General features: G+C 65.2%; 14 protein-coding genes and 1 pseudogene. 8 read left to right on the plus strand and 7 right to left on the minus strand.

Annotation, left to right across the window (positions count from 1 at the left end; all coding sequences use genetic code 11):
* The first annotated feature begins 93 nt into the window (after window positions 1-93).
* Together LWC34_RS15700 and LWC34_RS15705 are read left to right on the plus strand one after the other, a co-directional pair.
* Entirely contained in the window at window positions 94-411 is a 318-nt protein-coding gene (locus LWC34_RS15700; protein WP_233722568.1) for a transposase, read from the plus strand.
* The gene (locus LWC34_RS15705; RefSeq protein ID WP_233722569.1) at window positions 408-1,319 is read left to right on the plus strand and encodes an IS3 family transposase; all 912 of its coding nucleotides are present in this window, start codon (window positions 408-410) and stop codon (window positions 1,317-1,319) included. The genes LWC34_RS15700 and LWC34_RS15705 overlap by 4 nt, the downstream gene beginning before the upstream one ends.
* On the opposite strand, the gene pgsB is transcribed toward LWC34_RS15705, so the two are convergent.
* Entirely contained in the window at window positions 1,287-2,444 is a 1,158-nt protein-coding gene (gene pgsB, locus LWC34_RS15710) for a poly-gamma-glutamate synthase PgsB (RefSeq protein WP_233725801.1), read from the minus strand. The two genes, LWC34_RS15705 and pgsB, sit on opposite strands and share 33 nt — an antisense overlap.
* Before the next feature lie 2 nt (window positions 2,445-2,446).
* Complete coding sequence (locus tag LWC34_RS15715; protein ID WP_233725802.1) at window positions 2,447-4,558, minus strand: HAMP domain-containing protein; 2,112 nt, start codon at window positions 4,556-4,558, stop codon at window positions 2,447-2,449.
* Window positions 4,559-4,664: 106 nt separating this feature from the next.
* Between LWC34_RS15715 and LWC34_RS15720 the strand changes: the two genes are divergently transcribed.
* The gene (locus LWC34_RS15720) at window positions 4,665-5,567 is read left to right on the plus strand and encodes a hypothetical protein (RefSeq protein ID WP_233725803.1); all 903 of its coding nucleotides are present in this window, start codon (window positions 4,665-4,667) and stop codon (window positions 5,565-5,567) included.
* Window positions 5,568-5,845: 278 nt separating this feature from the next.
* Window positions 5,846-6,448 carry an alpha/beta hydrolase gene (locus LWC34_RS15725; RefSeq protein ID WP_233725804.1) on the plus strand — a complete coding sequence of 201 codons (603 nt, stop codon included), beginning with the start codon at window positions 5,846-5,848 and terminating at the stop codon, window positions 6,446-6,448.
* A gap of 233 nt (window positions 6,449-6,681) precedes the next feature.
* Here LWC34_RS15725 and LWC34_RS15730 read toward each other — a convergent pair whose 3' ends face one another.
* Together LWC34_RS15730 and LWC34_RS15735 are read right to left on the minus strand one after the other, a co-directional pair.
* Window positions 6,682-7,359 (minus strand): IS630 family transposase, encoded by a 678-nt coding sequence (locus tag LWC34_RS15730; RefSeq protein WP_308200089.1) that lies wholly within the window; start codon window positions 7,357-7,359, stop codon window positions 6,682-6,684.
* Window positions 7,272-7,763, minus strand: a pseudogene (locus tag LWC34_RS15735) (winged helix-turn-helix domain-containing protein); the annotation flags it as partial. The gene LWC34_RS15730 and the pseudogene LWC34_RS15735, both read right to left, overlap by 88 nt.
* Window positions 7,764-7,846: 83 nt before the next feature.
* Between LWC34_RS15735 and LWC34_RS15740 the strand changes: the two are divergent.
* Window positions 7,847-8,461, plus strand: coding sequence for a M15 family metallopeptidase (locus LWC34_RS15740; protein ID WP_233725806.1), 615 nt, complete (start codon window positions 7,847-7,849; stop codon window positions 8,459-8,461).
* Here the strand turns inward: LWC34_RS15740 and LWC34_RS15745 are convergent.
* Window positions 8,447-9,244, minus strand: a complete 798-nt coding sequence (locus LWC34_RS15745; RefSeq protein WP_233725807.1) for a threonine ammonia-lyase — start codon at window positions 9,242-9,244, stop codon at window positions 8,447-8,449. The two genes, LWC34_RS15740 and LWC34_RS15745, sit on opposite strands and share 15 nt — an antisense overlap.
* Between LWC34_RS15745 and LWC34_RS15750 the strand changes: the two genes are divergently transcribed.
* Window positions 9,210-9,719 (plus strand): Lrp/AsnC family transcriptional regulator, encoded by a 510-nt coding sequence (locus tag LWC34_RS15750; protein ID WP_233725808.1) that lies wholly within the window; start codon window positions 9,210-9,212, stop codon window positions 9,717-9,719. The genes LWC34_RS15745 and LWC34_RS15750 overlap by 35 nt on opposite strands.
* 57 nt (window positions 9,720-9,776) lie before the next feature.
* Entirely contained in the window at window positions 9,777-10,322 is a 546-nt protein-coding gene (locus LWC34_RS15755) for a TetR/AcrR family transcriptional regulator (protein ID WP_233725809.1), read from the plus strand.
* Here the strand turns inward: LWC34_RS15755 and LWC34_RS15760 are convergent.
* Window positions 10,303-10,683 carry an acyl-CoA thioesterase gene (locus LWC34_RS15760; protein WP_233725810.1) on the minus strand — a complete coding sequence of 127 codons (381 nt, stop codon included), beginning with the start codon at window positions 10,681-10,683 and terminating at the stop codon, window positions 10,303-10,305. The genes LWC34_RS15755 and LWC34_RS15760 overlap by 20 nt on opposite strands.
* A 13-nt stretch (window positions 10,684-10,696) precedes the next feature.
* Window positions 10,697-11,095, minus strand: a complete 399-nt coding sequence (locus LWC34_RS15765; protein WP_308200090.1) for an IclR family transcriptional regulator domain-containing protein — start codon at window positions 11,093-11,095, stop codon at window positions 10,697-10,699.
* Window positions 11,096-11,328: 233 nt separating this feature from the next.
* Here LWC34_RS15765 and LWC34_RS15770 point away from each other — a divergent pair, with 233 nt between their 5' ends.
* The gene (locus tag LWC34_RS15770; protein ID WP_233726450.1) at window positions 11,329-12,450 is read left to right on the plus strand and encodes an IS701 family transposase; all 1,122 of its coding nucleotides are present in this window, start codon (window positions 11,329-11,331) and stop codon (window positions 12,448-12,450) included.
* Window positions 12,451-12,522 lie beyond the last annotated feature (72 nt).

Below are 12,522 nucleotides of genomic sequence, written 5' to 3' on the forward strand. Positions count from 1 at the left end.
TCCTTGTCCGTGGATATTGCCGATCGTCACAAGCGAAACCTCTGTGCTTCCCCTCGTAGCGTGGAGACCTGAACCAAGAGAGATGATCAGGTCGTGGGAGATAAGAGGCGCCGGTTTGATCCGGAGTTTCGGGCGGGTGCGGTGCGCATCGTGTCCGAGACCGGCAAGTCGGTGGCGCAGGTCGCACGGGATCTGGGGATCAGCGCGTACACCCTGCACAACTGGGTACAGGCCGACCGGCGCCAGACCGGGCAGCCCGCAGACGGGTTGAACGAGGCCGAGCGTGCGGAGTTGGCCCGGCTGCGGGCCGAACGAGCACAGTGGGCGAAGGAGAAGGCCGAGTTGGAGATGGAGCGTGATGTGCTCAAGCGCTCCGTGGTCCTGTGGGTGAAGGACGCGATGAACCAGTGATCGTGGCGGAGTTCATCGCGTCCCAGAGGACCAAGCACGGTGTCCCGCATGCGATCGCCTGCCGGGCCTTGGAGGTCTCGCAGTCCTGGTTCTACAAGTGGATCAACCGCAAGCCCACTGCCCGTGATCAGCGGCGGGAGCAGTTGGATGAGCAGATCAGGAGGTTGTTCACTGTTTCGGGTGAGACCTATGGCAGTCCCCGGATCACCCGTGACCTGCGGGAGGCCGGCTGGAAGGTCTCGGAGAACACCGTGGCGGCGCGGATGGTCGAGCTCGGTCTGGCCGGACGACCGCCGAAACGCCGGCGGTCGCTGACCCGGCCGGGGAAACGGCCAGTGGCTCGCGATCTGGTTCGGCGGAACTTCACCGCGGTGGCACCGGATGTGTTGTGGTGCGGGGATGTCACGCAGATCGACACCGATGAGGGGCCGCTGTATCTCGCGACCACTGAGGATCTGTTCTCCCGCCGGATGCTGGGTTACGCGATGTCCGCCCACCATGACGCGGCTGTGGTGGTGGCGTCGCTGCGGATGGCCGCGACCACCCGGGGCGGGGACGTGGACGGGGTGATCTTCCATACCGACCGCGGATCGGAATACACCGCCGCAGCGACCGCGGCGGCCTGCCGGACGCTGGGTGTGGTGCAGTCGATGGGCCGGGTCGGGTCCGCATTGGACAACGCCGCGGCCGAGGCGTTCAACAGCACACTCAAGGTCGAATTCGTACACCGACACCGGTTCACTACCCGAGCTGAGGCGCGGATCAAGGTCGCGACCTGGATCGCGGACTTCTACAACACCACCCGCCGGCACAGCGCCAACGACGGCCTGGCCCCGATCCCGTTCGAGCATCAGATGGCACACGCACGAGCAGTATCAGCGACGCAGGTCAGAACCGAAGTGGCATAAACCGTCTCCACGATCTGAGGGGATTGACACCTCACCAGCCAGTCCATCCAAAACCCCGCCGAGCAACCGCGCCGGATCCCGCTTGCCGCCGAGGTCCACCACTTCCCCACGCCAATCCCCCGGAATCGCCAACCGGGCACTGCGCGTCGACTCGCCGATCAGCACGACACGATCCGGCGCGATATCCGGGATCAGGGCACCCATCTGCCCATTGCGCTCCACCCGGTCAGCCCGGCAATTGATCACTACGTGCATCGGCCGTCCGATCGCGCCACGGTCAAGCAACTGTGTGATGTTCATCAGAGTCGACTCCGGGTCATTGGCCGCGAACACATTCGCGAACCGAAGCCGCACGCCATCCGCCTGATACCGTTGTACGGTAAGCACTCCGGGATCCGGCGCGGCGGCCCACATCCCGGCGAGCGCCGACTGTCTGTTCACTCCAAGCAAATCGGCCACGGCAAGCGCGATGGCGACGTTCTCCTTGAAGGTGATCCAGCTGAATCCGGCCATCTGCTCGTCGGTCACCGAAGACGCATCCACCGCGATCAGCGAGCAATCCCGCCGAGCGGCCTCTTCCCGCAGAATGTGCAGACGGTCCTGCTCCGCGGTCACGCACACGCCACCAACCGGCATCGACCGGCTCAGTGAACGCGCCACGTCATCCAGGGTTGGCCCCATTTCGGCCAAATGGTCCTCACGGACGTTGCACAGCACGCCAATGGTCGACTGGATCAGCTTGCTCTGATTGATTTCCTGCAGATCTGGTTGCACAGCCATACATTCGATTGCCAGCACGTCCGGTTTGTACGCAGCCGCACGCCGCACAATCCAGATTTGCTCGACCACATTCGCAATCCCGAACTTCCGGTACACCGGTTCCTCGCTGCCATCGGGATGGATGAACCGCGCTGCCGTGCCGGTCGTCTTGGCCACGGTCACCAAACCGCCGCCCCGCAAAGCGCCTGCGCACAGCCGGGTGATCGAGCTCTTGCCACGAATCCCGTTGATGAGCACGCGGGTCGGGATCTGGCGGAGGCTGGCGTAGTGCCGACGCTGCTCGGCCAGCCCGAGCACGAGTAGCGCCAGGCAACTGGTCGCGAAGACCACGAAGAGGAACAACACCGTCAGACCTCGGTCAATGGGTCGTCAACAGGGATCCGCGGTATTTGTGCGGTTTCATCGGTCGCGGCCCCACGGGGACGGCGCGCCGAGCCGAGTCTGCCGACCCCCTCGGATAACGCCTGCCGGCAGATCTCCAGGCAGCACGCGATGGTGCCGATCTGGTCCTGGCGCTGTGGATAGATCACGTCCGTGAACTTCCCGGCGGCTGCGACCGCACGCAGCGGCCGGACCAGCACCAAGTAATGCCAGCCGAACAACAAAACCGCGAGCAAACCGCCGACCAAAGCCACGAGCATCGCCCGGTTACGCACCTCGTTGCCAGGCAAACTCAACTCTCGCACAGGTTTCGTGGACACCACGGCCCACGGAAGGTCGTCGACGGCCCGGGCTGTGATCACTGACCGGTCGAGGCCAACGCCATCGACTCGAGCAATGGACCGGCCTGCCAGGGCATCCGTCACGCCACGCCGCGCATCTTCGCCGCGAAGTTGTTCGAACGCCACGAAACCATCGGTCGCGGCCAGGGTGTTCAGCTCCGAATTGACCAGTCGCACCTGCCCCGGCGCCCGCCGCAACAGGTCCGACAGATGGTCCACATCGAACTCCGCGACCAGCGTGTAATTCCCACCGGCCAGCAAAGCGTGCGCGAACAACACCGGCACCCGGCCAGCGGTGTCCTGTAATCGCACGCCAGGATCGGGCGGGAGCACGTTGATCCCGCGCAACGGCGGCCTGCCCGCGGATGTCGACGTCACCAGACCCTGCTGATCAACGACGTAAACGCTGCGAAACCGCTCCTGCCCAGCGAGTTCCCGCACCACAGGCAACAGCGACGACGGATCCTTGGCGCCGTTGAGCCCAGCGACCGATCGCAGGTCGGCCAGTCCATCATTCACAGTCCGGCTGATCGTCTCGGCCGCGTTGCCCACCTGGCTGCGATGACCGCTGACCACCGAGTCCGGCACCTTGGGAACGCCACCACCCACCGTCACCGCGACCCATCCTGACCACCCGAGCACGCCAAGCGCGGCCACAACAACCGCCACGCGAGCCGACAACCGTGGGCGACGCTTCACCACAGGCGTCGGGTCGCCAAGCAACGTCTGACGGCAATGCTCGAAAGCCACAGCGATCCGACGAGCCTCCGAAGCATGGGGAAGCCGCACCCGATGCCGCAGGTTGCCACTCGCGACCTGCAACGCGTCCGCACGTAACCGCCGAACCGGGCTGACGAGGGTCGCGCGAATGAGCCCGTACCCAACCAGCACCACGATGATCAGCGCCAGGGCAGGCCGTAACCCTTGCCGCGCAGGACCAGCCTCGGCAACAGGCGCCCGCGCAACCGACAGCAACGCAAGCCCCAAGGTTGTCCCCACTGGCGCGTAAGCCACAACCAAAGCACGGTTGTTGTTGCCGGGTTCACCGACGTAACTGCCCGTCTGCCCAGCACTGGCCGCAGCCGCCGCGTCCGCCAGCAACGACTGCGCCGCCGCGTCATCGGTTTTCGGCAGCGTGCCTCGGGAATCGACTATCTGGCTCTCCCGATTGGCCAGCACAAGGCCGTGCTGCAAGTCAGTATCCAGCGGCGCCGACGGAATGCCCGCAGGCGTGACCGCCGAGAGGACACGTTCCGAGCCGGGTATCGGCACAGACACCTGCATCCGCAGTTGGCCGTCCTGTCCCACGACTGGCGTGACCGTGGCTTCACCGGCCGCCAGAACTGGTTCGCCACGGGTGACAATCGGCTTGCCCGACCGTTCCGCCAATGTCAGGCCGCGCCACTTCGGCTGGTTCTGGTTCACCGCCGCCAGCAGATCAGCGGGCTGGCTGGCGGGATCTGAGACCGTGACGGCCGCACGAAGGTCTGACGCGGTCTGCTCCGCTGTCGCGGCCATGGATCTGGCCAGGCTCTCCACCAGTGCCTGCTGCGACTCCACGACCGCCTTCGGCGCGGACGCCGCAGGCTCTCGTAACTGCAGTACGCAGAAACCGGCGAGCAGAACCAACAGGACCGCGACGACGGTCGAAGGAACGCCGACACCAGCGGGAAACCCGCCTTCCGCCAGCTGCCCCTCCAGATCCGTACGCCTGCGCCCTTTCTCTTTGCCCCTCAAGGCCACTCCGATACGTCGGCTGCGGTGGCACACATCGCATACGGATTCATGCGCGGAGTGGTTCATCCGGATTCAGATCCGCTTGAATCCCGTACACTGCCCGGCGATGACGTTACGCACGCGGCACTGGATACCGATCGTCACTGTCGCGGTCGCTCTCGTGGCAGGAGTGGCTCTTCTGGTGGGTATCAGTGGCGACGATCCACCACCCCCCACGCCCGACAACCCGCCGCCGAGCCTGGACGACGTGCTCACCAATTTCGCAGCAGGGCTACGGCCGGACGCGTCCTACAAACCGCCAACCGCGGATGAGCGCAATGACGTCGTCAACGCCCTGGAGCCGTTGCTCAATCAGGACGCGGGACCTCAAGTGGCCTCGTCCTTACGGTCCTTGGGGTTCACGCTGGCCGTCGAAACTGATGCGGCGACTGGCCGTCAATACGCACTGGTCCGCAGCGACCGTGCCTGGGGCGTCTACGTGTTCGACCTGTCGAAACCGGTAGGACGGGCCGTCGAGGTGCCGCACCCGAACTCCGATCTACGCACCGAGCGCATGGGGTTGGCGCTGTTTCGTGCCATGCCAGGGTCAGTCCTGCTAGTTTCCGGGACCCATCGCCGGGTGGAGCGCGGCGACGTCGCACATCGCACCGATTCGGCATTCCACGCCCTCGCCGCCGAGCTCGCTGCACGGAAGGTTCCGCAGGTGCAGGTGCACGGCTTCCACGATGACAGCCTGCCGGACACAGACGTGGTGATATCGCCGGGCGCCGGGAAACCGAGTTCCGAGATTCGCCGGATGGCCGACGGCATCAGGGATGACGGGTTGTCGATCTGCCGTTCAGGGGAACGTGAGTGCGGCAAGCTCGAAGGCACCCGCAACGAACAAGGCAAGGTAGCCGCCGACCACGACGCACTGTTCGTCCATCTGGAGACGAGCCGCAGTGTTCGCGACGATGAACAACTGTGGCCAAAGCTTTTTAAGCCGATTGCCGACGAGTTGACGAAATAATTCCACTCGCCTTCGCTTGCCTGCCGTTCCCGCCTTACCTTCCCTGCCTTGCCGCCTCGGAGTTCCCTTCCCGCCTTACGCCTTGCCCTGCCCTTCCCCTTGTCGCCTTGACCATGCCCTTGCCGCTTCGCCACCGCGCCCCCTTGACCTCCGCCTTCCCCCATCGCTACCTTTCCCTCCGGCAGAACGAACGTTCTTTCTTTCGACTCGGAGGATGGCATGGCCCCCACGGTGGTGCTCGTACACGGCGCCTTTGGCGAGGCAGCAGCTGGTCAGGCGTGATCCGACGCCTGCCGCAAGCCGACGTGACCGCGCGAGCCGTGGCCAACCCGCTGCGCGGCCTCACCTACGACTCGGCATACGTGGCCAACGCAATCGCCGATGTCGAAGGCCCTGTCGTGCTGGTCGGCCACTCCTACGCCGGGGCAGTGATCGGAGCCGCGAGCGCCCAGGCCCAGAACGTAACGGCCCTTGTCTACGTAGCCGCGTTCGTGCCCGACGAGGGCGAAAGCCCGTTCGAGCTAACCGCGAGGTTCGCCGAGTCTGACCTGGGCAATAGCCTCCGCCCGAGCAGCTATCCGTTGCCCGAGGGTGGAACAGCACTGGAGATGTACATGAGCGACGACGCCTTCCGGCACGTCCTAGCCGCGGACCTACCGGAAGATGTGACCAGTGTGCTTGTCGTGAGCCAGCGACCAGTCGCGGCGAACGCGCTCGGCGAGAAGTCCGGTCCCGTCGGGTGGAAGTCGCTGCCGTCCTGGCACGCCATCGCTACCGCTGATCACGCCCTGAACCCTGAGGTGCAACGGTTCGGCGCGAAGCGCGCGGGCTCAACGACTGTCGAGATCGACGGATCGCACCTGATCCACGTAACCTACTGACACCCTTTTGGACGGTGTTCGTCGAACGGAAACCAGGTATAGCAGGTCCATGCCAAGAATTTCCGGACGAGCGCTGGCCGCGGCCGCCTGATCACGTTGACCGCTATCGCTACCCCTGTACGGGCAGCGGAACCGACCGCGCCCAAGAAGTTCGTCGCGTTGTCCGACATAGCGCCGACGATCATCCACGAGATGCGCTATTTAAAGACCTTTCGGTATTTGGGTGAGTTATGTCATAGGGAAAGGCCGGTGTGGTCGAGGAAGTTGAAGCACAGTTGGTAGCTGCTGCCGACACGTTCCAGGCCGGCCTGGGTGGCGGTGTGGGCTTCGTCGAGGGTGTCGGGGCACAAGTTGGCCAGCTCGGTGGCTTTGACGTTGCCCCACACCATTTCCATCGGGTTGAGGTCGGGGGCGTAGCCGGGCAACGGTTCCACGCGCAGCCAGTGTCGTTGGGTGGTCAGCCATGCCTTCATGTCGTTCGATCGGTGGGCGGGCAGGCCGTCCCAGATCAGGGTGACTTTCTGGCGGTCAAGGTGCTCGTGCAGAGCGGTGAGGAACTCGATCAGCGAGGCGGTGTTGTAGGCGCCTTCTTTGATGCCGAACACGAACACCGCCTCGCTGCGGTCGGGCCGGTAGGCCAGCGCGCCGGACATCGACAGGCGTTTCCAGGAGAACCGGTGGGTCAGCACCGGGGTCTGGCCGCGTGGCGCCCAGGTGGCCCGTACTACGGGCAGCAGGGAGAATCCGGACTCGTCCTGGAAGCAGATCCAGGCCCCTCGGCGCCGGGCGCTTTTTTTATGCGTGGCCACTCCTTTTTCACCCACCTGTCGATGGCCTCCTGGTCGCGTTCGGTGGCGCGGCGGGCGGGACGCTGCCTGCTCCAGCCCAGCCGCTCGCGCAGGATCGTCCAGGTCTGGGTTTGCGAGTACCGCACCCCGGTGACCTTCTCGATCACCTTGGCCACCCGCGCCAGCGTCCACATGTCGGTCGGGAATCCGTTCGCCTTCGGCCCCTGCGCCAGCGCGCCTGCCACCGCGGCTACCTGCTCATCGGTCAGCTTACGCAGCCGCCCGGCACGGCCAGCCCCGGCCAATGCCTGCCGTCCGCCGGTCGACCACGCCCGGTGCCACCGTGAAGCGGTCTGCGCCGAGACTCCCAACTCCACCACCACATCGACCTGCCGCTTGCCGCGATCGAACATCTCCGCAGCCCGCATCCGGCGTTCCCGCAACGCCTCAAAATCACGGCGGGCAGCTACTTTCTTGCCGCTCCGGGCTTTCCGACGCTGGCCGGCCGATCGTGACGGTTCTGGCATACCACGATTGTCCTACCAGGCAAGGCGAATCACCCGCAACGACTCACCCTATTACCGAAAGATCTTTAGGTCAGCTCAACTTCGTGGGCACGCGGATTGACGGATACGAACAGCCGCTCTGCATCCTCACCCGCCCAGCGGCCGAAGCGTTGCGCGATGCCCAAAGGCGACTGCTGCGGCACGGATACACCCTGAAGGTGTACGACTGCTACCGCCCGCAGCGCGCGGTCAACCACTTCGTCCGCTGGGCCAAGGATCTGGCTGACGAGAAGATGAAGGCTGAGTTCTATCCCAACGTGACCAAGAACCGCCTGTTCGAAGACGGCTACATCGCTGAGAAGTCTGGCCACAGTCGAGGGAGCACAGTGGACCTGACGATCGTGAAGCTGCCTCCGCGCTGGCAACGGCCGTACATCCCAGGCGAGCGGCTCGCGCCGTGTTTCGCGCCGAACCGCTTCCCTGACAACACAGTGAACATGGGCACCGGCTACGACTGCTTCGACACACTGTCCCATACGGACAACCCAGCGATCACTGGCGAAGCACGGGAAGATCGGCAGCTACTCAAGAACACGCTCGCGGCGGTGGGTTTCCGTAACCTGCCTGAGGAATGGTGGCACTACACACTCAACGGCGAACCGTTCCCCGGCACGTTCTTCGACTTCCCGGTCAGCCGTCGGTCCCTATCGGACTGTTAACTCGCTGTACGTCGCCAGGTCGGCGTTGGCGCCGGTGAGGACGACCGCTAGCACGTCGCCGGGAACATCGTGCCCGGCGACGGCCGCGAGTCCAGCGGCACCGGCAGGTTCGAGCAGTACACCGAGGGTTCGGGCAGCGAGGTGCATCGTGTCCACGATCGCCGCGTCCGCCACCAGGATCATGTCGTCGACCAGGTCACGCATCCGCGTCACGGCCTCCGGCCACGGCTTGGAAATCGAGATCCCCGCGGTGAACGTGTTGCGGCGCTCGATCTCGATCACGGTGCCGGCGCGCCAACTCTCGGCCATCGCAGGCGCGGCCGAAGTGCCGACGCCGACGATGCGGACGTCCGGTCGCTGCGCCTTGATCCACTTGGCCACACCTGTGGCCAACGCGCCATCGCCGACCGGCACCACCACCGTGTCGATATCAACGCGTGAGCGCAGCAGTTCGACGCCGATCGTCCCTGCGCCCTCGGATATCCGAGCGTCCTTGCCGTCGGCAACCAGTATCCGCTCGGGTTTCTCGGCCGCGTACGTGGTAGCCATCGCCTTCGGGTCATCGTGAGTCTTGTGGACGGTCGCGCCCAGCGCGGTCATCCGGTCGAGCTTCACTGGGGACATGCTCGCGGGCACAAAGACTTCGGCTCGAAGCCCGTGGCGCCGGGCCGCGTAAGCAATGGCTTGGCCGAAGTTTCCGCCACCGGAACCGCACACCGCCGTGCTACCCGGCGGCAAGGCGCCGACCATGAAGTCCGCGCCGCGCCCTTTGAAGCTACGCAACGGGTTCAACGTCTCCACTTTGGTCAGTACGCGCCTTGACCTGGTGCAACAGGACGCGACCCGGCCGTTGCGCGAGCTCGGCGACCGCGTCGGCCTGTCACCCAGCGCCGTGCAGCGACGCCTGACCCAGTTGCGCCGGGCAGGCGTGATCCGAGCTGAGGTCGCGGTTGTGGATCCGCGCGCTGTCGGCGTGAGCTTCACGGCCGTGGTGCTTGTGGCGTTGGTGGACGACAAACCGGCGCGGCACAAGGAGTTTCGCGCCAGCATGGTTGCCGAGCCGTGCGTGCAGCAGTGCTTCAGCATCGTGGGCCAGTGGGATTACGTGGTCATCCTGGTCACGACCGATCTCGCGGCGAACCGTGAGGTGTCGCAGCGACTGTTTGCCGAGGTCAGCCGGTATGAGACCCTGCCAGCCGCCACGGCGGTCAAGGCTGGGCTCACAGTGCCGGTAGGTGGTCCACAAGCAGGTCGTTGAACAGGGCGCGCCACCCACCATCAGCAAGAAAGAACGATCGTTCTGTACCCTGGCCTCGTGACCGAGACACCCCGTGACCGCCTGTTGCACACCGCAGCACGGCTCTTCTACACGGAAGGCATCCGCGCGGTCGGGATGGATCGGCTGGTCGCCGAGGCCTCAGTCACCCGGGCCACGTGCTACCGGCACTTCGCGGGCAAAGACGACCTCGTGCTTGCCTACCTCGACCTGGTCGACGGGCAGATCCGCGACGAGATCGGCGCCATCATCGCCAAGCGCCCGCCAGCCGAGGCCCTGATCGAGATCTTCGAATACTTCGGCGCCTACACCAACAGCGCGGGCTTCCGTGGCTGCAACTTCCTCAACGCGGCCGCCGAACACCCCGACCGCGACAGCCCGGCCCGCAAGCTGATCGCCACACACCGTGCCTGGCTGCGCGAAACCTTCCGGGAGTTGCTGGAAAAGTCCGGGCACCCCAAGCCGGACGAAGTGGTCGGCACCCTCGTCCTGCTGCGGGACGGCGCCATGTCCGGCGGCGAACTGGACGACCCGAAAGCCGTCCGCGCGGCACTGCGCAACGCCGTCAAAGCGATAGTCGGCTGAGAACCTCGTCCGGCCACGGGGTCGCAGCCGACTCAGCAGGATCAGAGTGGACGATCACGACCGCACCTTCCGCTGCGAGCCCGCGCTCGCCATGCACCTCGAACGTCAGTCTCATCGAGGTACGCCCGACGTTGTCGACCGCGATCCGGGCACGGATGCGTTCGCCAGGCCACAAGCGACTCAGGTAGTTGACCTCGTGCCGCACGCGGGGCGTCCGTCCCCAAAGGTCGTTCAGGCCGAGTTGGCGGAACAACTCCCCTTCGGCTTCCTCGGCCCAGCGGATGATCGCCGAGTGGTGCTGATGCCCGGCAGCATCCGTGTCATGCCACTCGACCCAGCGTTCGATGGTCGCTTCGGGCACCGCGCATCTCCATTCAGGCTGGGTTGAACCTCGGCAACTGCCGATATGTCTGCGGATTGGCCAGCGCACGGGAGATCCCGCGCGACGCCACGGTCAACGCCGGAACCAAAGTCATCGGATTGCAGTCGTGAATCGGCACCGCGACCGTAAGCGCGGCAACGACTTTGCCCTGGGCTGACCACACTGGAACCCCAACGCCCATCGCATGCGGCGAGACGTAACCCTTGCACACCACATAACCGTGCTCTCGCACACCGGCGAGAATGCGCCGAATCTCCGAAGGCGTCGTTGGCGTGTTCGGTGTGTACTCCCGCAATGGCACAGACAGGAAGGTGTCCTGCAGTTTCTGATCAGCGTGCGCCAGCACGATCAAGCCACCCGTCGTCGCGTGCATGTTCTGTTCAGTGAGAATCGAGGAGGTGGCGAATAGTGGCTCGTCTCAAATCATTGACCATGTCACCAAGCTTCCAGTCTGTCCTTAATACGACAGCAGCACAGTGTGATCTTGGTGCGGGGTCGTGATCATGGGTGCGGCCACCGCGTGATCAACTTCGAGGTGTGATTGGACTCGAGGAAGACGCGGTGGCCGCGTCGGAGACTGTAGTAGACGAGGGTTTCGCCCGCTGGCAGGCCGGGTTTGACGACATGTTCGCGCTGGTAGCTGGCCGGTTCGCGCAGGCCGATTCGCGTGCCCGTGCTCAGAAGTACCTACTAGGGCTGCTGTCTGGTGTGGAGCGCAAGAACTCCTGGTCGTTGGCGGAGCTCGCCGGGGACAGCAGCCCGGACGGCATGCAGCGCCTGCTGAACTTCTACCGCTGGGACGCCGAGGCGGTGCGCGACGATGTGCGTGGCTACGTGCTGGCGCATCTGGATGACCCGAGTGGGGTGTTCGTCGGCGACGAGACCGGATTCATCAAGAAGGGCACCAAATCCGCGGGTGTGCAACGCCAGTACACCGGCACCTCGGGCAAGATCGACAACTGTCAGGTCGGCGTGTTTCTGACCTATGTCTCCCGGCATGGCCGGGCGTTGATCGACCGGGAGCTCTACCTGCCGCAGAAGTCCTGGTGCGCCGACCGGGATCGCTGTCGCGAGGCCGGGATCGACGACGAGGTCGAGTTCGCGACCAAACCCCAGCTGGCCTGCCGGATGCTCGCCCGGCTGCTGGACGCCGGGGTCACAGTGGGCTGGTTCACCGCGGACGAGCTCTACGGCGACAACCCAGCCCTACGCAACTGGCTGGCCGAGCAGGCAGTGAACTACGTGCTGGCCGTGTCGTGCGATCACCTGCTGACCACGCCGACCGGCCCGGTACGAGCGGACGTGCTGACCGGCCAGGCGCCGGCACGGGGCTGGCAGCGGCTCTCCGCCGGGCGGGGCAGCAAAGGCCACCGCTTGTATGACTGGCTGCTGATCGATCCCGGTCCCGGCGAGCGGCACCACCTGCTGGTGCGCCGCTCGATCACCGACCCGACCGACCTGGCCTACTACGTCTGCCACGCTGGCAACCCCGTGCCGCTGGCCGAGTTGGTCCGGGTGGCCGGATCCCGCTGGGCGGTGGAGGAAACCTTCCAGTTCGCCAAGAACGAGACCGGCCTGGATCACTACCAAGTCCGCAAGTACATCGCGTGGTACCGGCACATCACCCTGGCCATGCTCGCCGCGGCGTTCCTGGCCGTGACCGCCCATACTGAACGCATCCGCACCCCACCACCGCCCCATCCGGCGCCGGAAAAGGGGGCGCCAGAACCGATCCTGATCGGCTGATCCCGTTATCCTGCAACGAAATCCGACGACTCTGGGCCACCCTCACCCGTCCAGTACATCCCCGAGCACACA

The organism is Kibdelosporangium philippinense, assembly GCF_021390435.2.
Lineage (GTDB): Bacteria > Actinomycetota > Actinomycetes > Mycobacteriales > Pseudonocardiaceae > Kibdelosporangium > Kibdelosporangium philippinense.

Bases quoted from the DNA above. Each gene is read 5' to 3' on its own strand.
- LWC34_RS15720 (WP_233725803.1), top strand. From the start codon at position 4,665: ATGACGTTACGCACGCGGCACTGGATACCGATCGTCACTGTCGCGGTC.
- LWC34_RS15750 (WP_233725808.1), top strand. From the start codon at position 9,210: ATGAAGTCCGCGCCGCGCCCTTTGAAGCTACGCAACGGGTTCAACGTC.
- LWC34_RS15770 (WP_233726450.1), top strand. From the start codon at position 11,329: ATGTTCGCGCTGGTAGCTGGCCGGTTCGCGCAGGCCGATTCGCGTGCC.